The organism is Paracoccaceae bacterium, from assembly GCA_033344815.1.
Lineage (GTDB): Bacteria > Pseudomonadota > Alphaproteobacteria > Rhodobacterales > Rhodobacteraceae > Roseobacter.
The window spans coordinates 1,645,127-1,666,379 of record JAWPMR010000001.1 but is presented as its reverse complement, the minus strand read 5'-3'; the positions used below and the strand labels follow the sequence as shown (position 1 = coordinate 1,666,379).

The following is a 21,253-nucleotide window of genomic DNA, read 5'->3' as shown; positions in this document are numbered from 1 at the left end:
ATGACAAACCCTTTGTATGATACACTTTTCGGGCAACACCGGGGTAAGACTACGCCATTTCTTGAGTTGGCAGACGGCACCGTGATGACGCATAACGAATACTTGGAGCTTGCCGCACAGTACGCGCATGTTCTCACCCAATTAGGCGTGAGTGCAGGCGACCGGGTAGCAGTCCAGATTGCCAAATCTCCGCAGGCGCTGGCTGTATACGCAGCCTGTGTTCAGGCTGGCATCGTCTTTTTACCACTGAACACGGCCTACACCGCAGATGAGGTTTCGTATTTTGTCGAAAACAGCGGTGCGCGCGTGATCCTTTGTGATGGCAAACGGTCCGAAGCCCTTGTGCCCGTCGCGAGGGCAACAGGCGCAGCGCTTGAGACAATGAACAGCGATGGGAGCGGCAGTTTTGCACTGCAAGCCGAAGTGATGCCGTCAACGTTTTCCACTGTGGATCGCACCGAAGATGATTTGGCGGCTTTCTTGTATACTTCGGGAACGACGGGGCGTTCAAAAGGGGCGATGCTGACACAAGGCAACCTGCTGTCCAACTGTGAGGTTTTAACCGAACTATGGCAGTTTACTTCTGATGATGCGCTGCTGCACGCGCTACCAATTTTTCACACGCACGGATTGTTTGTTGCCACCAACATTATGCTACGGGCTGGTGGCAAAATTTTGTTCCTTCCCAAATTCGATATGGATGCAATGATTGAATGTATGCCGCGAGCGACAACGATGATGGGTGTCCCAACTTTCTACACACGCCTGCTGGAGGACAAACGATTCACCAAGGATCTGGCGCAGCACATGCGATTGTTTATATCTGGCAGCGCCCCTTTGCTGGCGGAAACTCACTCGCAGTTCGAGAACCGCACCAGCCACCGTATTCTCGAACGATACGGTATGACCGAGACAAACATGACGACGTCCAATCCTTACATAGGCGAACGCCGTGCCGGGACGGTTGGGTTTCCGCTTCCCGGTGTCGAGATAAAGGTTACCAACAGCAATACCGGAGCATCCATACCGCAAGGGGAGATCGGCGAAATCGAGGTCCGTGGCCCTAATGTCTTCAAGGGTTATTGGCAGATGCCGGAAAAAACCGCCGAAGAACTGCGCGAAAATGGCTTTTTCATTACCGGCGATCTCGGTCAGATTGATGCAGAGGGATACCTGCACATCGTCGGGCGCAACAAAGACCTGATCATCTCAGGTGGATACAACATTTACCCGAAAGAAATTGAATTGCTGCTGGATGAGGAATCCGGTGTCTTGGAGAGCGCCGTTATCGGGGTCCCCCATCCTGATTTCGGCGAGACTGTGGTTGGCGTGCTTGTTGCCGAAGGAGGCGCAGACCTCGATCTTGATGCAATCAAGAACAACATCGCGACATCGCTTGCGCGTTTCAAGCATCCACAGAGGCTCATCGTGCTGCCCGAACTGCCCCGAAATACAATGGGCAAAGTTCAAAAAAAGACCCTTCGTGAAAACTACAAAGACCTCTTTGCGCCCGCATGACCTTGCTGAACCGGGTATTGGCAGCGCGGATCTCGCAATCGTAGATCTCAGATCACGGCCAGCTATGCACAGAGCCCGCATGAACATCCTTGAACCGGATATCGTGCGCCCCGACGGATGCGTTCCTTGCCTATCCATCGAGCGGATGAGTGTCAGCAAAAAGGGGCTGAAGGGGATCGAGGTGCGGTTGGCATTCATGCAGGATTTTCAAGTCGATCAAGCGGGCGCTCAGTACCAAGCTTGACTATGGTGGGTTATTTACTAGGCAAACGGAAGCGTCGACATTGTTTGAGGTAAACCAGTTGATGCATTGAAAGGGCGAAAAATTCACTGTTTCAACACCCTTCGTTCGAAAATCCGCAAGGTTTCAATTCGGCACCCATTGAATTTTCAAACTGTTTTTTGGCGGCTTGGTTGCGAGAATTTGTGAGATGTCGCTGAGTGGCAATTGATGTGAGACGGCCCGGTCAATGTCAGAACCAAGACCCGCAATGATATCGAGAGATCTGGGAATGTTGTGGTTGAGGGAGTGAGAACCTGCGAGTGTCAGCTGCCGGCGGAACACTTCAAAAGGGGAAATCTCGATTTTTGCGTCAGATGGGCAGACGCCAAAGAATAATCCCTTGCCACCGTTTGCCATGTAATTCGTGAGCATCGAGGCAACCGCCGGCACACCCGTGGCTTCTACGGCCAGATCGGCTCTTTGATGCCAGTTTTGCAGTTCGCCTGATCCGGCTGCGATCGCATCAAAGCCGAAACTGGACGCGAGTTCCAGCCGACTTTCCGCTAGATCTACAAAGGCGACTCTTGAGATGCCTTCTGCTCTCAATGCCATGCCCATAAGCAATCCCATAGGGCCGGCGCCAAAAATGAGAGCCTCTTCCATCCAAGGGGCGTGCACCGCATCGACTCCGTTCAATACGCAACCCATCGGTTCGGCAAGGGCCGCCTGCATGAAGCTCATGTCACCGATTGGATGCACTGCGGAGGCTTTCACGAGGCTGAGCTCCGCGAAACCACCGTGCGTCGTCACGCCGTATGCGCCAAGCCGTGTGCAAAGATGTGCCCATCCGCGTCGGCACGCCCGGCAGGATCCGCATTCAAGATTTGGGTCGACGGCAACACGGTCGCCTGTGCTAACACCTGTCACCCCTGATCCGACTTCGATGACAACACCGGAATACTCGTGACCTGGCACAACCGGAAACGCGCCCGTGCCATAGTTGTCCTTCAGGACCTCGTAGTCAGTGTGGCAAATACCGCTCGCCTTCACCTCCACCACGACTTCGCCTGCACCCGGTTTTGGATCAGGCAGTTTCGTGAAATCAACGTCATTCTTCCCAGTGAAAACTATGGCTTTCATGATGTTGTTGTCCTCGAAAATTGGAACGGGATATTTTTCGTGTAACGACTGACCAGGTCACAGATGGCCAATGTTGAAAACAACTCTGGAAAGCTGAGTTGTTTGCTAAATCGCCGTAGAACTTGCGCTGGTTCAGCCACGATTGCGGATTGCATTTTGCAACTTTTGTGGCAACGGTGAGGATGTCCAGTTGTCAGTTTTGCTACGATGATCAAACCATCGCAACCTGAACCGCTGCGCATGCATACCCAGGTTACTCCTGACATTGGCCACGCGTTCATAGCTTCCCTACCTGCGAGACAATTCCGTTTTGATGAGTTGACCGGTAAAAGGTCAACTGGCGAAAGGTTTCGATAATCCCGTGGGGTAGAGAAGAAGATGCCGGTTGTTTCGACATAGCCCGCATCCACGGCGAGTCCGTTCAAAGGAGCAAGCCAGTCTTTTATGCCTTGTTGAGTTTGTTGGAGCCGCCGATGAACCCCAAGTTGAGGAAGCCAGCATTGAAAACGATGCCAGTAAGCGAGCGCCGGTGCAGTATGTAGCTTTCCTGAACCACGCGGTTGATGATGTTGCCTATCGCTTCTTCTCAAGCTGGTGCGCTCTCTTTTTTGGCGATCATGTCGGCATGACTCACAGTCGCGCTTGGGATTTTTTCCACAAATGTAAATGTAATGTCCGCAAAAAGGATGATCCCGAACGTAGAGATCAACCGTGGTCTTTTTTGATTGGCATTGGGTTATTGCGCTTGGCGCATGCAAGAAATCTATAGCCCAAGACAGAAGGTCCAAGTTTTTGCACGTGGCAAAAAATCTTCCAAAGCCAACTGCGAAATGATACATGTTCAAGCCGATTCACGCACCTTGAGCGCACCATCCCTGAGGCGCTTAATGCCCTCGCCATCCTTGCCATTGCGCACCCGATTCACCAAAAGCTCCACAGTGTCCTGACCAATTTTTTCAACTTCCTGCGCAACGGTTGTTACCGCCGGGAAAGTGTATCGGCTCAATGGATGATCATCATGGCCCGCGATGCGCAAACGCCCGCGCGCCTCACCGTGTCGCTCAAAGAAAAGTCCATGAGTGTTGGCGGCCCGAATTGCTCCAATGGCGATGCGGTCATTGGCGCATAAGATCGTCGCATCAACATACCTGCCATGGCTGAAATGATCGTCCATCACCTCAAAGCCGTAGCGTTCGAACTGCCAGGATTTCAGATTTCCGGGCGTTTCTATAAGCGCACCATCGCGACCATCTTCGCGCATTCTTGTGAAGTAAGCATTTTGACGTTCAAGCGCGTTTGAGTTGAGTTGTGGCATCGCCAAAAACACAGGTGGTGCGCCGGTTCGACTTAAATAGTCGACCACGAGACCGATGCTGTTTGCATTGTTTGTGCCGACAAAGTCGGCGTTAGGCAGGTGTCCATCTGGGTAGGAATCTGCAAAAACAATGGGAAAATCTTCACTGGCTGCCCGAAAAGTGGCATAATTGCCGTCATTGCCAAGAGGCGCCACGATTGCGCCATCGACGTTCATCGACCTAAGCTTGCGGATTGCCTCCGCTTCCAGATCCGGGTCTCCGTGCGAACTTTGAGTGATGATTGTAAGCCCAGTTGCGCGCGCCGCGACTTCAATGGAATCAAGCAAACTCGCGAAGAATAGATCCTCAAAATATGGGATCACGACCCCAACGAGCCCCGTCGACTTGCGGTTCTGCCGTGTCGCAAGGAAGTTGTAGACGTAGTCGACTTCACCCAAGCGCTCCTTGATCTTTTTTGCTGTTGAAGGCAAGACGCTGGACTCATCTTCAAAGTAGCGGGCCAAGGTCGGTCGCGAGATTGCGATGACCTTGGAAAGCTCTTTCATGGTGTGGATCTTAGGTTTACTCATGCGGCCAACTCGGTTGCCTTGCATTTGGAGCTGCAATGTTCAGCAGGTGTATATCACGTTTTTTGACATGTGCAAAAAAATTCCCTAAGTCTTCCCTTGAAAAGGATGAACCCTATGGGAAAAACACCCGCCATCGCGGCAATCGGAGAGCTACTCGTGGAGTTTGTCTCGCACCAAAGAAACTGTGGATTGAGCAAGATTAGTGACTATTCAGGCCCGTATCCCAGCGGCGCGCCTGCAATTTTCCTTGATCAGGCCGCCAGAATGGGCGCGCGGACAGAAATGGTCGGCGGCGTTGGCAAGGATGGTTTTGGTCAATCCGTATTGAGTCGCCTGGAAGCCGATGGCGTCGGAACAAGTGGCGTCACACGTCACGCAAATCACACGACCGGCGTTGCGTTCGTGTCTTATTATGACGATGGAACGCGCGACTTCATATTTCATATGGCCAACACCGCGTCCGATCATTTCGTTGTCCCGGAAACGCTCTTGGATCCGGCGAACACGATCCTTCACGTGTCTGCTGCATCGCTCGGTAACGCCAAGATGCGCGACATGATCATGCAAACGCTCCGCCGCGTCGATGCAGCAGGTGGCAAGATTTGCTGCGACCCGAATGCACGCCCGGAACTTATGCGAGACGGCGCAGTCCGCATCGCGCTGACCGAGACAATCGAACGGAGCACTTACCTCATGCCCAGTACCAGCGATCTGAAGTTCTTGTTTCCAGATCTGTCAGAAGAGGAGGCAATCGAACAATTGTTGACGTCAAAGGCTGAAGTTATTGTCATCAAGCGCGGTTCTGCCGGTGCGACAGTCATAAGTGGCAGCGAACGTCACGAATACGCTGGGCACGCGGTTGAAGAGATTGATCCAACCGGGGCGGGCGATTGTTTTGGTGGTACTTTTATTTCTCTGCTGGCGTTGGGTGGAACACTCAAGGATGCGGGGGAGCGCGCCAATGCGGCTGGCGCTCTTGCTGTAACACGACGTGGTCCCATGGAAGGCAATTCCAGCCCGGCAGAGATCACCGCTTTCCTGAAACTTCAAACGGCGAGAACATAGCATGAGCGCTGTCCATGACATGATTGCACGCAACCGCGCAGGCGAAGCCATAGGTTTGCCTTGTTTTTGTACGGCCAACGAATACGTTTTGCGTGCCGTGCTGTCTTATGCCAAACAAACCGGCTTCCCGACCGTGATCGAGGCCACCTGTAATCAGGTCAATCAATATGGTGGCTACACCGGAATGACGGCGGCGGATTTCATCGCATGGCTTGGTGAAATGGCTGCAAAGGCTGGCGTTCCGATGGACCAGTTGATCCTGGGTGGTGACCACCTTGGCCCGAATGTCTGGAAGGCGGAGCCGCTGGATATCGCCATGGATAAATCACGTGAGTTGGTGAAATCCTATGTGCAGGCTGGGTTCAAGAAAATTCACCTCGACACCAGCATGGCTTGTGGCGGCGAACCCACTCCAACTTTCGCACAAATCGCCGAACGAGCGGCCGATCTTTGCGCGGTCGCCGAAGCCCATGCGCTCCAGCCCGATGAACTGATCTACATCATCGGAACTGAAGTTCCCATTCCGGGCGGCGAAACCGAGGAGCCAGACTCGCTTGATGTGACTTCCGTAGCGCGTTTTCGCGAAACGATTCAAACGCACCGCGATGCGTGGGCTGCACGGGGCTTAGACGCCGCATGGTCGCGTATCGTTTCTGTTGTTACCCAGCCGGGTGTCGACTTTGGACATACGTCGATCTACCCATTTGCGCCGGAAAAAGCGCGCCCATTGAGCGAGGCAATCCTGTCCGAAGATAGACTGACCTTTGAGGCGCATTCGACCGATTATCAATCTACCAAAGCTCTGAGCGATCTGGTCGAAAACCATTTTTTCTTTCTCAAAGTCGGCCCTGAACTCACCTTCCGTTTTCGGGAGGCGGTCTGGGCCTTGGCCTCCATTGAAGAAAAGTTTACCGATGCACAGCCTTCGGGGATAAAAGATATTATTGATGAGCAAATGAGTGCTAAGCCCGATTATTGGCAGGGGTATTACAGTGGCACCCAAGAAGAACTCAACATCCTGAAGGTCTACAGCTACAGTGATCGGATTCGTTACTACTGGACAAACCCGGAGATTGCCTCTGCATTGGATCGGATGCTGGGCGTACTTACATCCAAATCGATCCCAGAAACTCTAGTCTCTCAGGCTTTCATGGGGCTGGACTTTGGCGAGACGCCAACGTGCCCGCGCACTTTGATAGAACAACACGTGCAGCGCTGCCTCAGCAGATATTTCAAAGCAGCAGGGTTTACATCGCAGTAGCGTGGTTAGCAGGGGCGTCTACCATGTACACGACTTCGAAAAACATGCGGATCTCAAACGAGGCGCTTTTATGTGACAATGACACTTTAGACTATTCCGGTCTCGACATCGATTGAAGAAGTTGCGTACTTTCTCCATGCGATTGCGCAAACCACGTTCGGTGAGATCAGCTGATGAATGATGCCTGAGTGATCACTGACACAAGCCGCAACTGTGGCTCCAAAGGGGCCAAAAAGCACGTTGAACACGCGCGTCCGAACATCCGAGTTGAAGGCATCACGGCACTCTGAAACAGCAGTTCAATCTCAAATAGCGTATTCTAAGCCCAATAGTGGCCAAGAACACACTCAAGAGCATTGAATTGTGGAGAAAGACACCAAGCGTGCCGCTCAAATGACTGCGCCGCCGTTCGGAACGACATCGCTTTCCTTGGACATTTTTTCCTTAAGTCTCTGTACTCTTTATCCGATTGATCAGCGCCACTTGAGTGGTGCACTTTGAATGTTAGTGCATGATTGGCCTGCCCGCGATGCAGCAGACCTCAAGGCTCGTGTACCTGTTGATGATCCGCTTCACGACTATTATCCAGTTATAGAAAGCGACTTTTAGGACCGCCATCGGCGGCGACGGACGGATTGGGGAGGCTGTTACTTATCCTGTCCTTATCTGCTCGTTTCGCCCTGCTAGAACGCCAATGGCTTTGGCTTCGGAACTTATGCGCCATGCGGCATGCGCATTTTGAACTTGCGCAAACCGGCAAAGCAAACAACACTTTTTGTACGCCGGTTTTGTCCTCGATCACCGCGGAGGTTTCGGGCGAAGAAAACTTGTCCGATGACAAAAGACGCACCTACAAAACCGACAATCGAATCCACCCTGTCCAAGGGCCTCGCGATTCTGGAAAACCTGCCGGCCTCCCGAAAAGGCAAGGGCGTTACGGCGCTTTCCAAGGAGATGGGCTTCACTAAATCGAATACCTTTCGCCTGCTGCAAACGCTGATCACGAGCAGTTATGTGAAACACAGTCCCGACAAGTCTAATGCGGCAATTCTCAAGACTTGGCAGGTTGGCCGCGACTCCGTCGATAGCTTGAACCTGCGTGAGATGAGTGCATTGGCATTGCTGCATCTGTCCTAGGAGACAGGCGAAACAGTCTACCTCGCCGCATGCGAAAACCTAATCGTCGCTCAAATTAATAAGGTGGATCGCCAAAAACCAACCAGGTCATGGAACGCGGTCGTCGGTATGGCGCCGTTGCATTGCGTGGGACAAGTAAGGCGATCTTGGCGACCAATTTTACCACGTTGCGTTCTCAGATCAGTGGCTTATTGACCCGCCATACTGAAACAACACTGACAGATATGTCCGCTCTCGAAGCAGACATCTCCGCAACTCTGTCGCGTGGATAACCCAGGCTTGGCTACGGAACACGGTCATCTCGTTTTATTGACAGGGTGTTTTAGAGATGCGCCATCACGGTAGCAGCACGTTTCCAGAGGCGGGACGGCGCATCTCAAGCGCGAGCTCGAGCGATCACAAGGGTCCGATGGGCGGTAAGCCTATCAGCGCCACGTCTACAAGGGCGATGGCGATCCCAAAGCTATTCCGGACGCACTCTAGTGTTGTGCATCTTCCAAATTCCGTACTGTGCGCGACTGGAAACGCCCTGTGCAGTGCTGAAATCGGTGGATCCGATCTCTTTCGCAAGACCCAACGGTGTCGTTATGTGAGATACGCGACTGGATCCGCTGTCGCTGAGTTCGGCTGACGCGCTAAGCTTAATCTTGAGTAATAATAAGGAGGTAACCTGTCCGATGGACCGTTACAATCTCGGCGAACGTTGCCTGTATGTGGCGGCGCAATCGGTTTATCAACACATCAATAGTCCTGTCGCCCGGAGACCATTCACGCCCACACGCGAATTGGGACAGTTGATCCCTGGTTTGAACCTCTCCTTCGTTCAACATAAGGATATGGAGCAACCGCGCTTCTGCCGGTGCCAGAAAAACCCGGTCGCCGCCACCGAATTTTAAACTTCGCGTGCCGGGATCAAATTGAATGCCCGCTCTTTTGAAAACGCGTTTATCGATTCCCGCGTTCAAACTGGAATTTGCGTGCAACAATTGTCGTATGCGCGTGCTTAATTCCAATGGATTGAAGGGCTTGGTCACATATTCGGATGCACCGAGGCCAATTCCAAGAAGCTTGTCTCTCGTTTCATTCATTGAGCTAAGGACGATAATCGGGCAGTCGCTGGTTTCTTTGATGGACTGAATGAGCAATAGCCCGTCACTGTCTGGTAACTGTCGGTCCAATAAAACCAGATCATACGTGCTGTTGGAGAGATGTTCTTCTGCCTCACGCGCCGTGCCGACAACAAAACAATCCGCGCCCGCAACGCCAACGATATCGTCCAGCATCAATTGAACAATTGGATCATCCTCGATGCAAAGCACGGCGCTTTTGATGGCATCATGCGTCTTTGATTTATGGCGGTAGAGTTCGCTCATTCGGTGGGCCATGCGGTGTTCAACCGCCGCCAAGACGCCAGGTCCGCGAGGTCCCTGTCAAGCTCAGGCACAAAGTCGGCCAGATTGATTGTGTCTGTCTCGCTGAGACATTGCGACTCAAGCCGGCGAAGCCCAGCTTCCAATTCGACGATACCCATGATTGCGCAACTACCGGCAAGTCTGTGCGACATCAGCGCCAAATCATGTTTTGAAAATGCAGGGCTTTCAGTCTGCATTTGTGCCCGGAAATCTTCCCAAGAGGAGGAAAACGTGTTGATCATCGCGGTAACGGTTTTCGGCGATAGCCCCCAGAGTCCATCAAAACCGGCCCGCATGCTCTCCTCGGAAGGGAGTACGCGAGACCCCGATCCGAATATGGCCGCGGAAAGGTGCACCTGTCCAACTGGTTTGGCGAGCACTTCATCAAAATCGTTGGTGCATCCCGCAAGCGCCTCGACGTTGGCAGTCAGCGCCAAGAATTTGGCGCGACCGTTGCCGTGCCGTTTCAGGTCTTTGACCAGCCCGGGGCCGTCACCGTCGGGCAACAAATAGTCAACAATGAAAATATCGAATGTTGCCTCAGCAGCCTGTTGTTTTGCTTCTTTTACCGAGGCGGCCCTTGTAACCGACAGACTGAGACGCTCCAGTTGGCGTGCCGTGACGATCACGCCGATGGGATCGTCGTCAACCAGCAAGCAGGAATTCACGCCGTTCATTGCTAATTCGGAAGGGTCGGACTTGTGCAGAACACGCGACTCTCGCAATCTGCATGGCTTGAAAGGGATTTCGAACCAAACGACAGTGCCCGACTCCAGGTTGTCATATCCGATCTGACCACCCATGGCGTCGGTCAAGTGGCGCGCGATCGCGAGGCCCAGTCCTGAACCGCCGCCGGCGGTATCGCGCGCGGTCGTTTGCGCGAAAGGACGAAAAAACGCAGCTGCCGCCGTTTCCGGGATACCTGTTCCTTGGTCACGCACCTCAAAGCGCAGTACATAAGCGTTATCAGACGCTTCGACCCGTTGGACTGACACAACAACACCGTCGCCGTTGTCCGCTCTCAGCGAATTTGACACCAGATTGCTCAAGATTTGCTGCGTCATGCCCCAGTCGATATAGACAGATTTCGGAACATCCTTCGCAATATCAAAGCTTAGGCGGCTCTTGAGAGTATTGCCTCCAACAACGGCGTTGCGTTCAAACGTCCGTATTTCTTCGTTCAAGTCTATCGAAATCGGTCGCGGCAAGGGCGCTTCGTTTTCAAACTTCGAATAGTGCAGCACATTGCTCAGCGTCTGTAAAAGAGCTTTGCCCGCTCCTTCAATCACGTCGAGATATGTCTCGCCATTAGCATGATCCGCAGTTCGCAACAGTTCCGCAGCCCCCAGCACACTGTGGAGCGGTGTCCGGATCTCGTGGCTCATTGTTGCCAGAAACCTTGACATGCCTTGCTCGGATTGCTGAGCTTCTTCGGCGCGGCGATGGTGAGCTGTAACGTCGTTGAGCAAAACGACGTGCCCCAGAGCGGTGTTTTCGACGGCATCGTGCAACCCGCGGGTGCGCACGTCGAAACAGCGCAGACCCTCCAGGGTTTCCAGCCAAATCGGCTGTTCTGATGATTGCGCAGCTTCCATGATCTGGTTGATCACGTTTTGCAGGGAGCTTTTTCTGAGCCGCATTGAACGCAAGTAGATAATGTCGCCGGCCTGAGCATCGCGTCCCAGAAACAGTTCGGCAGAGGCCTGGTTCGCATTTACGAGATTCTGGACCCGATCTAAAAGGAAAGCCGGGTTTTGCAGGCTTTCAAAGACCGCAAAATAGAGGTCCTTGTCCAAGGTTATGGCCCGTGTGCGGTCTTGCAGTTCGCGCAGCCTTTGATTGTCTCCCTTGGCGTTCCAATCGGCGGCTATGCTTAGTTCCGTTTCATCAAAGAAGTCACGCACCCGCGCAGTTTCCTCGGCGCTGATACCGCCTGGCAATCGAGCAAGCTCACTTAAATAGAGGTTACGGAAATGTTTGAACAAACCAACATACATCTGCAAAGTGATGCCATTGGACCGGTGTTGCCTTGCAATCAGCCGCATTCGGGCAAAGCGGGGATCCGCTGCATAATCAAGTGTGGCAAGTGGCCCATGGGGTGTATCAACGCTGCTGCGGATGTATTTCCCCAGACTCTCGGTAACACTTAAGATGGCTTGAACCCAAGCTGCACGAATGGTTGTGGTAAAGGGTGCGTAGCCGTTTGATTTTGCGATTTCTATGGACTTTTCCACCAGCATGTCGAGGCGCTGGTCCAGAAACCCTACGAGCGCGTCGATGCGGTGATCTCGCCCGCGGGGGGGCGAAACAATGTGATCCGGATCCTTTGGCATGTGCTTCTTGATCGTTGCGATCATCCTCCCAGACGAAGCTTGCCCTTGAATTACAGCATTTTATGGCGTCTCAGAAAACCCCGGATCGGGTTTGTTTACATTTGATTAACATCTCATAACAACTTTGCAGCCTTTGATTTCTCTGACTTCGCTACGCTGAGTCGCAAGTATCCGTCCAAATTCGATGGACGCATTGCCATAGGGGGAGGATGGACATGCTGCGCATGAAGCGTCGAGAGTTCCTGCGAAACACAACGATCACAGGGGCCGGAGTATTCGCCGCCAACAAGGCTTGGTCGCTTAACAGATTGGAGCCCATCGAAGATACTTTGGGTGAAGATTATCCCTACCGCGACTGGGAAGATCTTTATCGGCGTGAATTTACCTGGGACAAGATCGGCAAGGCTGCGCATTGCATAAACTGCGTCGGGAACTGTGCCTTTGATGTCTACGTCAAAGACGGGATCGTTATCCGCGAAGAACAGCTTGCAAAATATCCGCAAATCAATCCGAATGTGCCAGATGCCAATCCGCGCGGGTGCCAGAAAGGCGCGATCCATTCGGCCGCCATGTATGAAGGTGACCGCTTGCGCTACCCAATGAAGCGTGTGGGAGAGCGCGGCGAAGGCAAGTGGCAACGCATGGAATGGGACGAGATCACCGAAGAGATTGCCGACAAAATAATCGACATTTTCGAAAAATACGGCCCGGGTAACCTCATGACCCATACTGGCTCGGGTAACCTTTCTATGGTGAGATTTGCGGCGCCTTACCGATTTGCATCGCTCGTCGGGGGCGTACAACTCGACATCTTCACCGACGTCGGTGATCTGAACACCGGCGCGCATCTGGCGTATGGCAATCCGTTGGAGAGTTTCACATCGGATGCCTGGTTTGACGCAGACTACATCATGATGTCGCTGTTCAATCCCAACGCAACCCGGATACCGGACGCTCATTATATCTGGGAAGCCAAGTGGAATGGTGCACGAATAGTTTCTGTTGCGCCGGATTATAACCCCTCATCGATCCACGCCGATCTCTGGATGCCGATCAAGCAAGGCGCGGACCCGTTCCTCGCCATGTCATTCGTGCAGGTGATCATTGAGGAAGGTCTGTTTAAGCCCGATTTCATGAAGGAACAGACTGACCTGCCGGTTCTGGTGCGCACCGACAATGGCAAGATGCTGCGTGAAGCGGATCTGGTCGATGGCGGCTCGGATCAGAACTTTTATCACTGGGATCTGAATTCGGGTGCCGCGGTCCTTCTGAAAGGCAGCATGGGTGCTGAAGAAAAAACCATCGCATTGGATGGTGTCGATCCAGCCCTCGAAGGCACTTTCACCGTTGATGGGATCGAGGTCACAACCGTTTTTGAGAAGGTCAAAGTCGAGGCGGCGAAATATACGCCTGAAGCCACGCAAGCTGATACCGGTATTGCGCCTGAGATGCTGCGCCAAGAGGCGCGCGCATTTGCGAATGCCAAAAAAGCTATCCTGATGCTCGGCTTTAACGTAGGACGGTATTCCAACGGTATCTACACGGGCTGGGCCCAAGCGCTGATGCTGAGCTTGACCGGCCATGGCGGTAAAACCGGTGGGGTTGATACGTCCTGGATCGACTGGAACCACGGACCCTGGCTGAGCCTCGCGCTCTTTGGTTTTGAGAAGTTTCCTCGTCTCGAACCCGGTGGCATGGCCGAATTTCAGCGCGGTCACTTGATTGATCATGCGCGCAAGCATTTCGACAATGAAAAGCTCAAAGCCCGCGTCGGATTCGATCTCGACGAGATGGAAGAGATGATCAATGAAAGCATCTCGGAAGGCTGGATGCCGTACAATGGCGATGTCAAAGGTCTGATCTCGATTGCGGATAACAAGTTCCGCCGGAACAAGTCGGCTGACAAATACCGTGAGCGCATCCTCGAAGAGGTCAAAGAGCTTTTCGTTGACATCAACGTGCGGATGGATTCAACGGCGCAATGGGCCGACTACCTTTTGCCCGCCGCCAGCCACTATGAGGCCTGGGATTTGCGCTCCGTCGGATTTCACCGTTTCATCAACGTGTTCTCACGTCCGGTGGACCCGATTGGTGAAGCCAAACCCGATTGGGAAATCATGGCGCACCTCTCCAAGAAGATCCAGGAACGGGCGATCGCGCGGGGCATCACTGAAGGGTACGAAGATGGCGGGGTAACCCGCGATCTGCACACGATCCATGATGATTACACGATGAACGGCGCGTTAATGACGGATTACGACGCTACGAAATGGCTTGTCGACAACAGTCCCGAAATGGGCGGTGTGACATTGGAGGAAGCCGCCGAGCAAGGCTTCATTGTGATGAACGCTCAGGGCGGGAACAATCAGCCGATCCCGGTGGATGAACCCTATAATCCGTTCGTCGCCCAGACCGAGGACAAAAAACCATATGACACCCTGACAGGTCGGGTGACGTTCTATTGTGATCACCCGAATTTCGAAAAACTCGGTGCGGTGGTGCCGACAGCGCGCCACCATGCGGGTCGAGAAGCCTCGAACTACCCGCTGAGCTTCTATTCGCCGCACACCCGATGGGGTATCCATTCCAACTGGCGCTCGAACAAGTTCATGATGCGTCTGCAACGGGGTGAGCCCAACATCTACATCAACCCGAGACTGGCGGCGCAAAAAGGTATCACTGACGGTTCGAAGGTGCGGGTTTTCAACGGCATCGGCGAGTTTTTCGCGCAGGCCAAGTTTTACCCCAGCATGCCCGACACGTCGATCATGATGGAACATGGCTGGGAGCCGCATCAATACGAACAGATGAAGCCAATGAACAATACTATGGCAACCCTGATCCAACCTTTGGAACTTGCCGGTGGTTGGGGACATCTGGGCTTTAAGCTATTCAAATGGAACGCAAACCAGCTTGCGCATGAAAGCAGCGTTGACGTGGAGCCAGTTTGAGACGGCGTGAGAGGGAGGACTAAGAAATGGCTGTAAAACGTCAAATCAGCATGGTGATGGACCTGAATAAATGCATCGGATGTCACACCTGTACGTCGGCTTGTAAATTGCAATGGACCAACCGCAATGGCCGGGAATACATGTATTGGAACAATGTCGAGACCATGCCCGGGACCGGTTATCCCAAGAACTATGCCGATATGGGCGGTGGTTTTGACGAGGATGGAGCGCTCAAGCTTGGGACAGAGCCCAGCGCAGAAGACTATGGTGTTCCTTGGGACTACAACTACGAAGAGGCGCTGATGACCGGCACCGATCCTTGGTTGCGTCCCAACGTCAAGCCGACTTGGGGTGCCAACTGGGACGAGGACGAAGGCGAGGGGGAGTATCCCAACTCGTATTATTTCTACCTGCCGCGTCTGTGTAACCATTGCGAAAACCCAGCCTGTCTGGCGGCCTGTTCGCGCAACGCAATTTACAAGCGCCAGGAAGACGGCATCGTGCTTATCGATCAGGAGCGCTGTCGGGGCTATCGTTATTGCGTCTCTGCCTGCCCTTACAAAAAGGTCTATTTCAACGAAGAGATTTCCAAATCCGAGAAATGCATATTCTGCTATCCTAGGATCGAGAAAGGTTTGCCCACTGCCTGTGCCAAGCAATGCGTTGGACGGATTCGTTGGATTGGCTACCGAGATGACGAAGAGGGCCCGATCCACACATTGGTGGACAAGTATAAGGTGGCTCTACCGCTCCACCCTGAATGGGGCACCAAGCCCAACGTGTTCTACGTGCCACCTTTGTCGCCTCCCAAAATTGATGCTGCGGGTGAGGTTTCCGCAGAAAGCCGGGTGCCGTTGGATTATCTGGAAGGGCTGTTTGGAGACGGAGTGAGCGCGGCGCTTGACACAATCACGGCCGAACGGGCCAAAAAGGCTGATGGCGGCGACAGCGAGTTGATGGATACGTTGATCGGCTATCGCCATGCCGAAATGTTCAAGCTGAGCTGATGTCAGTTGGGGTGACATCACAACCCGCAATGGGTAGCAGCCCAAGTCGAGCCAGGTCAAAAGAAACGATTTGGCGGCTTGCTGCATTGGCTTTCGGACATCCTACTGTGGAATTCTACGAAGCCGTGTCGTCGGGTGAGTTTCACACTGCATTGAATGAGGCCTGGGGCGCATACACAGGATCACCATGGCCCGTGGCGTCACCTTCAAAGGACTACAAGACGTTTGAGGCGGGCTACATCAGCGCATTTTTACATGGCCCGGGAGGCAAGCCCGTGGCAGCACTTCTGGCAGGGGATCACGAACACATTCTGGCCGGTCTGACACGCCCGGTCTTCATGCTGAACATTATTGCGTTTTACAAACACTTCGGGCTGAAAGCGGCCACGCGTGATGAGGGCAAGCAGGACGAACCCGACCATCTGGCAAGCATGCTGGAGCTAATGTCTGTGCTCTGTCATCTCGAAGCGCGTGCTTTGGCGGAAGGCAAGGACGAGACCGGCTATCAAAGGGCACAGCGCGACTTTCTGTGCCGCTATCTTGGTCCCACTCTCAATACCGTCGCAGGTCTCTTGCGGCGCAGCCCCGTCGAAACACTTGATTCGACAGTCGCGCAACTGGTCCAGGATATCTGCGTCTGGTCCGATGTGCAGATCAACGAATTGGAAGTGCGCGTCGGCCCTTTCAGGGACCCGGACGCCCCGCAACCAAGCCGCATTCCCGTCGAACAGCCCGCACAGTCTCTCTGGGATTAAGGAGAACCACCATGATGAAATCAATTGCGACTCTGACCGCATTGGCCACGCTGACGGTCCCCGCTCCGGCAACTGCGGAAAACCTGGTCGAGGCGAATGTGAAGCTGCTTGAAGCCTATGACAGCGTGTCTGTTTCAAAAATCCCAGACGGGATATACCTTCGGTCGACCAATGATCCTGATGATATTATCTGGGATCGTTTGCCAGAATACCGCGTCTCCATGAACCCCGCACCCGCCGTGCACGAATCTGTCGAGCTGCGTGCAGACTACGATGAGGAAACGACCTATTTGTACTTGACCCTCGCCCGGACATCGGAACGGTTTTATGTCAGGATGCGTTGGATTGATGACACGCGCGATACGCTGACATCTCTCGACAGGTTCCGCGACGGCGCCGCAGTGCAGTTTTCGCTTGGCGACGATGAGACATCCTACATTATGGGGGATGGACCCGATAGCCCGGTGAACATCTGGTACTGGCGATCAGACGGTGACGGGGTGCAAAATCTTGCGGCCGGTGGCCCCGGAAGCACCACCATGCTTGACGAGCAAACGGTCACCGGTGACAGCCTCTATTTTGACAATGATGGCGATCCCAATGAGTGGACGGTTGTGATGTCGCGTCCCTTGGCGGAAACAGGTGATCACGACGCTTCCTTTGACCGGGATGTCGTGCCTGTTGCGTTTGCCCATTGGCAAGGCAGCAATGCACAACGCGATGGGTTCAAGTCTGTGTCGGAAGGCTGGATTTTGCTCGATATGGCGTCGGAATAGCCGATGGATTTCCTTCTCCCCGAAGAAAAAGCCAGTGTGGTGCACGAAGATTGTGGCTTGGGTCACGCCTGCCAATTCTGTCCAAAAGAATCCACCTGCAACCTCGACAAGCCATATCACAATAAGGTTCTGATCGAGAACCGACTGCAGGAGATCGACCAGATCATTGTGGTATTGGCCAATAAGGGAGGCGTCGGGAAAAGCACGGTCAGTGCAAATCTGGCTGCGGGCCTTGCAAAGGAGGGCTTCCGGGTCGGCGTTGCGGATGCCGACATCCACGGTCCAAATCAAAGCCGGTTTTTCGGATTTGCAGGGTCCAAGACGCGGACCTCAAAAAGTGGCCTCGCAACCCATGGTTTCAAAGCGGATGACATCGAACATCCCGTAAAAGTGGGCTCACTTGCATTCATGTTGGAAGACGAAACCACGCCTATCGTCTGGCGAGATGCCTATAAACATGATTTCATTCACCACCTGATCGGCAGTTTTGACTGGGGCTCTCTTGATTACCTCGTGGTGGATATGCCGCCGGGAACGGGCAACGAATTGATTACGCTTTGTGACATGCTCGAAGGCAGCAATATGTCCGCCGTGTTGGTGACATCGCCCCAGGCGATTGCGCAGATGGACAGTCTCAAAGCTGGCCGTTTTTGTAACGAAAGGGGTCTGCCCGTGGTTGGGGCCGTGGTGAACATGGCCGGTGTTCAATGTCCGCATTGCAGCGAGACCTTTCATCTCTTTCCCGACGCCGGCGTGACTGAGGCCTTGGCAAAACTCAATATCGGCAAAATTGCGGAAGTGCCGCTGTCACCGGAACTGGCGATGGGATCAGACGAGGGCAGGCCGATCGTAAGCGCTTTGCCAGAGAGCCCTGAGGCCCGCGCATTCGCGCCGATGATCGCGTCCGTCGCGGCACTTGGGCGCAAGACCTTCAATCGTGCAGTGGCCGAAACAATGGCAGGTGTCTTTCAAGAAAACTTGGCGGACGCCGATCTGCAAGCTGCCTTGGCGCAGGTGCAAGATGGCGAGGCGCTGGGCACAGAAGTTGCAGAGCTGCTGGAGACGGAAGCCGCGCGCCTGTCGCAATCGACCCTTACTTCAAAGGACAACTGAACCATGGATGGAACACCGGAGTCGGTTTCGCGTCGCGGATTGTTCCGAGGTCAGTTTGGCGCGCCACCGGAAGCGGCTGGCGAGTGGTATGCGGTTGAGGGACTGGCCGCAGGTCCGGGGGATGTGTTCTGGGACGCTTGGGCCGATGAACAAGGCTTGTTCGTTGTCGGCGATGATGGGGTGATCTTTTCTTTTGATGGTGCGGACTGGAACCGTCAGTCCAGTCCGGTTCCAGTGCCGATTCATGCGCTTTGGGGCATTGACAGGTCCAACCTGTGGGCCGTTGGGTGGATGGGCCTCATCCTGCGCTATGATGGCGCGCAGTGGCATCACGCACATGGCTGTGTTGTGGACGCGTCGGGCAAATATCCGGCGACGCGCGAAAACACACCTTTATTTGACATTTGCGGTCTCGAAGATGCGCGCGCCTGGGCGGTCGGAGATCATGGGACAATCCTGCATTTTGATGGGCAAAGCTGGTCGCCCGAGACTTCTGGGACAAAGGTTCACCTGCGATCTGTCATTGTCTTAAAGGATGGTCGCATCATGGCCTCGGGCGGTGATGGGACCGTGCTAGTCCGCGAAAGTGACGGGCAATGGCAACAACTGGTCTGCCCTATCGGGTCTCATTTCACCGCGTCACTTGGTTTGGAAACTGGTGGCGCGCTGTTGGTAGGCGGGCGGTACTTCGTTGATGCCAACGGATTTCGCGGCGACGCTGTTCTTTGGAATGGCGAGACATTTGAAAAACTGTTTACAGACATGAAATTCAGCCGTTTCCGTGCGTTGGGGGTTACATCAAAAGGCATCCTAACACTGGGTGATGCCGGGCAGGTCCACCTAATCCGCGAAGGTCGCATTGATCGCCTGCAAAGCGGTACGTCGCATGACCTGTTGGGCCTCGTGGAACTCCCTTCTGGCGAAACCTTGGCCGTGGGAGACTTCGGAACCATACTGGTCGGTCATAGCGAGGCCTTGGAGTCCTTTGCGCCTGCTGTTTTGTCAAAAGAAGACGCCGCCAATTGGGAAGCGATGGACAGCGGGACAGATCGGCAACTCTGGGGGATGTGGCATGATCCCCTTGAGGATGAACTCTATGCATGCGGCGAAGAGGGCACGGTCCTTTTTCTTGATCGCGGTACATGGGAAAAGCTGCCACCAGTGGCAGCAATAGGCATCCATGATGTGAACCGGGCACCGGATGGCGGACTGCTGGCCGCTGGCCAATTGGGGGAAATCCACCACTTTGACGGTCAGGATTGGCGCAAACACTTCGACTTGCTGATGGATGTCACCTTACTGTCGATTTGGGCAGACGGCACGGGACAGATTTTTGCCGCCGGTGACGAAGGGCTGGTGTTGCAGTGGGATGGCACAAAATGGGAACGCATGCCTTCAGGCACCAAAAGCGCGTTGTATGGGCTTTGGGGATTGGATGCACAGCACCTTCTTGCGGTCGGCGATTTCGGCCAGGTCATGCGATGGAACGGTTCTCGTTGGGATGAGTTCAACGCAGGAACTGAACACTTCTTGTTCGACGTCTGGGGACGGGCATTGGACGATATTTTTATCGTTGGTCTGTCAGGCACCATCGGTCACTTCGATGGCACGCGCTGGCAAATCACTCCGATAAGGGCCCGAAATGACTTGCTTGCTGTCACCGGATGTGAAAACGACGTAATGACTGTTGGCGCGGGTGGTGTCGCGGCACGCTATGATGGACAACGCTGGCACATGGACCCAACCGGCACGAGCGCAGGTCTGCGCGCGCTCGCCGTTGATGCCAGCGGTCAATATTATGCAGCCGGAGATGGTGGAACAATCCTGCGGCGCAATATGAGTTGATGTCGCAAAGTGTGCTTTTTCCGAGCATGACTACGTCGTTTGGCGGAACGCTCTGGCAAGAAAAGTAATTCTGTCTCTTTTCGAACAGTCTGAGACAGATCGCAGTCTGACTTTGAGGTGTCATTGTTCCTCTGGTTTTAGTTAAGCAGCGGATTTGGCGTGCTGCAAGCGCCTTGGTTTCATTGCTGTCCTCTTTGTCTTTTCACGTTCGAGCGTGATGGTTTGGCTTCTACCCTTGTAGGTGTCGGCGGGTGTCAAATTGTGCAAGCTCTCGTGATATCGCTGGTGATTGCAGTGCCTGACAAAAGCCGCGATCTGCGCCTCGAGATCACCAGGCAGGAAGTCGTTTTCCAACAAGATGCGGTTCTTGAGAGTCTGGCGCCAGCATTCCCGCGCCCGCTCATCGTTTGCCTGGCAAACGACTGCCGGGCAGCAGGATGATGATGTAGCGGCTGTAGTCCTCCAGGATTGTCGAAAGGTAAACCCACTCCCAGCCGATGACCTTGAGATAGGTGAAGTCTGTTTGCCACCACCGGTTAGGCGCAGGCCTCAGGTTTCATAAACTGGTGACGTCACTGGATGTAGCTTGACGCGCCGTATCCCCGCCAGCCGTTTCTCCCCAGCTTCCATGAAGTCCTTCGATCAAATGTAATACAAACTTCTGGCCTTCGTCGGCACAATTGCGCAACTAAGCTTTCCCACACAAGCCATTCAGAACAATCCGGATCTTGTCTTCTGCAGAGATCTTCCGGCGTGTTTTACGTTTGTTTTCCGCGACATGTCTGTCAGCCGATCCATTCACCCCGGTTCGCGTTCTCATCTCGTATCCCCG

The 21,253-nt window shown here is 53.9% G+C and carries 16 protein-coding genes and 1 pseudogene; 12 read left to right on the top strand and 5 right to left on the bottom strand.

Features of this window, described 5'->3' with window-relative positions; all coding sequences use genetic code 11:
• Entirely contained in the window at positions 1–1,518 is a 1,518-nt protein-coding gene (locus tag R8G34_07760; GenBank protein MDW3222771.1) for a malonyl-CoA synthase, read from the top strand.
• 79 nt (positions 1,519–1,597) lie between these two features.
• A complete protein-coding gene (locus R8G34_07755; GenBank protein ID MDW3222770.1) occupies positions 1,598–1,762 on the top strand; it encodes a hypothetical protein in 165 nt (54 codons plus the stop codon).
• A gap of 123 nt (positions 1,763–1,885) precedes the next feature.
• Here R8G34_07755 and R8G34_07750 read toward each other — a convergent pair whose 3' ends face one another.
• Positions 1,886–2,881: a zinc-dependent alcohol dehydrogenase family protein gene (locus tag R8G34_07750; GenBank protein ID MDW3222769.1), complete on the bottom strand. Its 996-nt coding sequence runs from the start codon at positions 2,879–2,881 to the stop codon at positions 1,886–1,888.
• Between the two features lie 385 nt (positions 2,882–3,266).
• On the opposite strand from R8G34_07750, the gene R8G34_07745 reads away from it, so the two are divergent.
• Positions 3,267–3,650: a hypothetical protein gene (locus R8G34_07745; protein ID MDW3222768.1), complete on the top strand. Its 384-nt coding sequence runs from the start codon at positions 3,267–3,269 to the stop codon at positions 3,648–3,650.
• Between the two features lie 72 nt (positions 3,651–3,722).
• On the opposite strand, the gene R8G34_07740 is transcribed toward R8G34_07745, so the two are convergent.
• A complete protein-coding gene (locus R8G34_07740) occupies positions 3,723–4,766 on the bottom strand; it encodes a LacI family DNA-binding transcriptional regulator (GenBank protein ID MDW3222767.1) in 1,044 nt (347 codons plus the stop codon).
• Positions 4,767–4,880: 114 nt separating this feature from the next.
• Between R8G34_07740 and R8G34_07735 the strand changes: the two genes are divergently transcribed.
• From R8G34_07735 to R8G34_07725, 3 genes are all read left to right on the top strand, one after another.
• The gene (locus tag R8G34_07735; protein MDW3222766.1) at positions 4,881–5,831 is read left to right on the top strand and encodes a sugar kinase; all 951 of its coding nucleotides are present in this window, start codon (positions 4,881–4,883) and stop codon (positions 5,829–5,831) included.
• A 1-nt stretch (position 5,832) separates the two neighbouring features.
• On the top strand, positions 5,833–7,092 hold the full coding sequence (locus tag R8G34_07730) for a class II D-tagatose-bisphosphate aldolase, non-catalytic subunit (protein MDW3222765.1): 1,260 nt from the start codon (positions 5,833–5,835) through the stop codon (positions 7,090–7,092).
• An 834-nt stretch (positions 7,093–7,926) separates the two neighbouring features.
• The gene (locus R8G34_07725; protein ID MDW3222764.1) at positions 7,927–8,229 is read left to right on the top strand and encodes a helix-turn-helix domain-containing protein; all 303 of its coding nucleotides are present in this window, start codon (positions 7,927–7,929) and stop codon (positions 8,227–8,229) included.
• A gap of 641 nt (positions 8,230–8,870) precedes the next feature.
• Here the strand turns inward: R8G34_07725 and R8G34_07720 are convergent.
• Together R8G34_07720 and R8G34_07715 are read right to left on the bottom strand one after the other, a co-directional pair.
• Positions 8,871–9,602, bottom strand: a complete 732-nt coding sequence (locus R8G34_07720; GenBank protein MDW3222763.1) for a response regulator transcription factor — start codon at positions 9,600–9,602, stop codon at positions 8,871–8,873.
• Complete coding sequence (locus tag R8G34_07715; protein MDW3222762.1) at positions 9,599–11,998, bottom strand: ATP-binding protein; 2,400 nt, start codon at positions 11,996–11,998, stop codon at positions 9,599–9,601. The genes R8G34_07720 and R8G34_07715 overlap by 4 nt, the downstream gene beginning before the upstream one ends.
• Positions 11,999–12,189: 191 nt before the next feature.
• Here R8G34_07715 and R8G34_07710 point away from each other — a divergent pair, with 191 nt between their 5' ends.
• From R8G34_07710 to R8G34_07685, 6 genes are all read left to right on the top strand, one after another.
• Positions 12,190–14,925 (top strand): molybdopterin-dependent oxidoreductase, encoded by a 2,736-nt coding sequence (locus R8G34_07710; GenBank protein MDW3222761.1) that lies wholly within the window; start codon positions 12,190–12,192, stop codon positions 14,923–14,925.
• Between the two features lie 26 nt (positions 14,926–14,951).
• Complete coding sequence (locus tag R8G34_07705) at positions 14,952–15,932, top strand: 4Fe-4S dicluster domain-containing protein (GenBank protein ID MDW3222760.1); 981 nt, start codon at positions 14,952–14,954, stop codon at positions 15,930–15,932.
• 107 nt (positions 15,933–16,039) lie between these two features.
• The gene (locus R8G34_07700) at positions 16,040–16,687 is read left to right on the top strand and encodes a molecular chaperone TorD family protein (GenBank protein ID MDW3222759.1); all 648 of its coding nucleotides are present in this window, start codon (positions 16,040–16,042) and stop codon (positions 16,685–16,687) included.
• An 11-nt stretch (positions 16,688–16,698) separates the two neighbouring features.
• Positions 16,699–17,463, top strand: coding sequence for a dimethylsulfide dehydrogenase (locus R8G34_07695; protein ID MDW3222758.1), 765 nt, complete (start codon positions 16,699–16,701; stop codon positions 17,461–17,463).
• A gap of 3 nt (positions 17,464–17,466) precedes the next feature.
• Positions 17,467–18,576 (top strand): P-loop NTPase, encoded by a 1,110-nt coding sequence (locus tag R8G34_07690; GenBank protein ID MDW3222757.1) that lies wholly within the window; start codon positions 17,467–17,469, stop codon positions 18,574–18,576.
• 3 nt (positions 18,577–18,579) lie between these two features.
• Positions 18,580–20,421, top strand: a complete 1,842-nt coding sequence (locus tag R8G34_07685; GenBank protein ID MDW3222756.1) for a glycosyl hydrolase — start codon at positions 18,580–18,582, stop codon at positions 20,419–20,421.
• 141 nt (positions 20,422–20,562) lie between these two features.
• On the opposite strand, the pseudogene R8G34_07680 reads toward R8G34_07685, so the two are convergent.
• Positions 20,563–21,241, bottom strand: a pseudogene (locus tag R8G34_07680) (transposase).
• Between the last annotated feature and the right edge of the window lie 12 nt (positions 21,242–21,253).

Excerpts from the sequence above, each read along its gene's own strand:
- R8G34_07760 (MDW3222771.1), top strand. The coding sequence starts at position 1 with ATGACAAACCCTTTGTATGATACACTTTTCGGGCAACACCGGGGTAAG.
- R8G34_07755 (MDW3222770.1), top strand. The coding sequence starts at position 1,598 with ATGAACATCCTTGAACCGGATATCGTGCGCCCCGACGGATGCGTTCCT.
- R8G34_07750 (MDW3222769.1), bottom strand. The coding sequence starts at position 2,881 with ATGAAAGCCATAGTTTTCACTGGGAAGAATGACGTTGATTTCACGAAA.
- R8G34_07740 (MDW3222767.1), bottom strand. The coding sequence starts at position 4,766 with ATGAGTAAACCTAAGATCCACACCATGAAAGAGCTTTCCAAGGTCATC.
- R8G34_07735 (MDW3222766.1), top strand. The coding sequence starts at position 4,881 with ATGGGAAAAACACCCGCCATCGCGGCAATCGGAGAGCTACTCGTGGAG.
- R8G34_07730 (MDW3222765.1), top strand. The coding sequence starts at position 5,833 with ATGAGCGCTGTCCATGACATGATTGCACGCAACCGCGCAGGCGAAGCC.
- R8G34_07725 (MDW3222764.1), top strand. The coding sequence starts at position 7,927 with ATGACAAAAGACGCACCTACAAAACCGACAATCGAATCCACCCTGTCC.
- R8G34_07720 (MDW3222763.1), bottom strand. The coding sequence starts at position 9,602 with ATGAGCGAACTCTACCGCCATAAATCAAAGACGCATGATGCCATCAAA.
- R8G34_07715 (MDW3222762.1), bottom strand. The coding sequence starts at position 11,998 with ATGATCGCAACGATCAAGAAGCACATGCCAAAGGATCCGGATCACATT.
- R8G34_07710 (MDW3222761.1), top strand. The coding sequence starts at position 12,190 with ATGCTGCGCATGAAGCGTCGAGAGTTCCTGCGAAACACAACGATCACA.
- R8G34_07705 (MDW3222760.1), top strand. The coding sequence starts at position 14,952 with ATGGCTGTAAAACGTCAAATCAGCATGGTGATGGACCTGAATAAATGC.
- R8G34_07695 (MDW3222758.1), top strand. The coding sequence starts at position 16,699 with ATGATGAAATCAATTGCGACTCTGACCGCATTGGCCACGCTGACGGTC.
- R8G34_07690 (MDW3222757.1), top strand. The coding sequence starts at position 17,467 with ATGGATTTCCTTCTCCCCGAAGAAAAAGCCAGTGTGGTGCACGAAGAT.
- R8G34_07685 (MDW3222756.1), top strand. The coding sequence starts at position 18,580 with ATGGATGGAACACCGGAGTCGGTTTCGCGTCGCGGATTGTTCCGAGGT.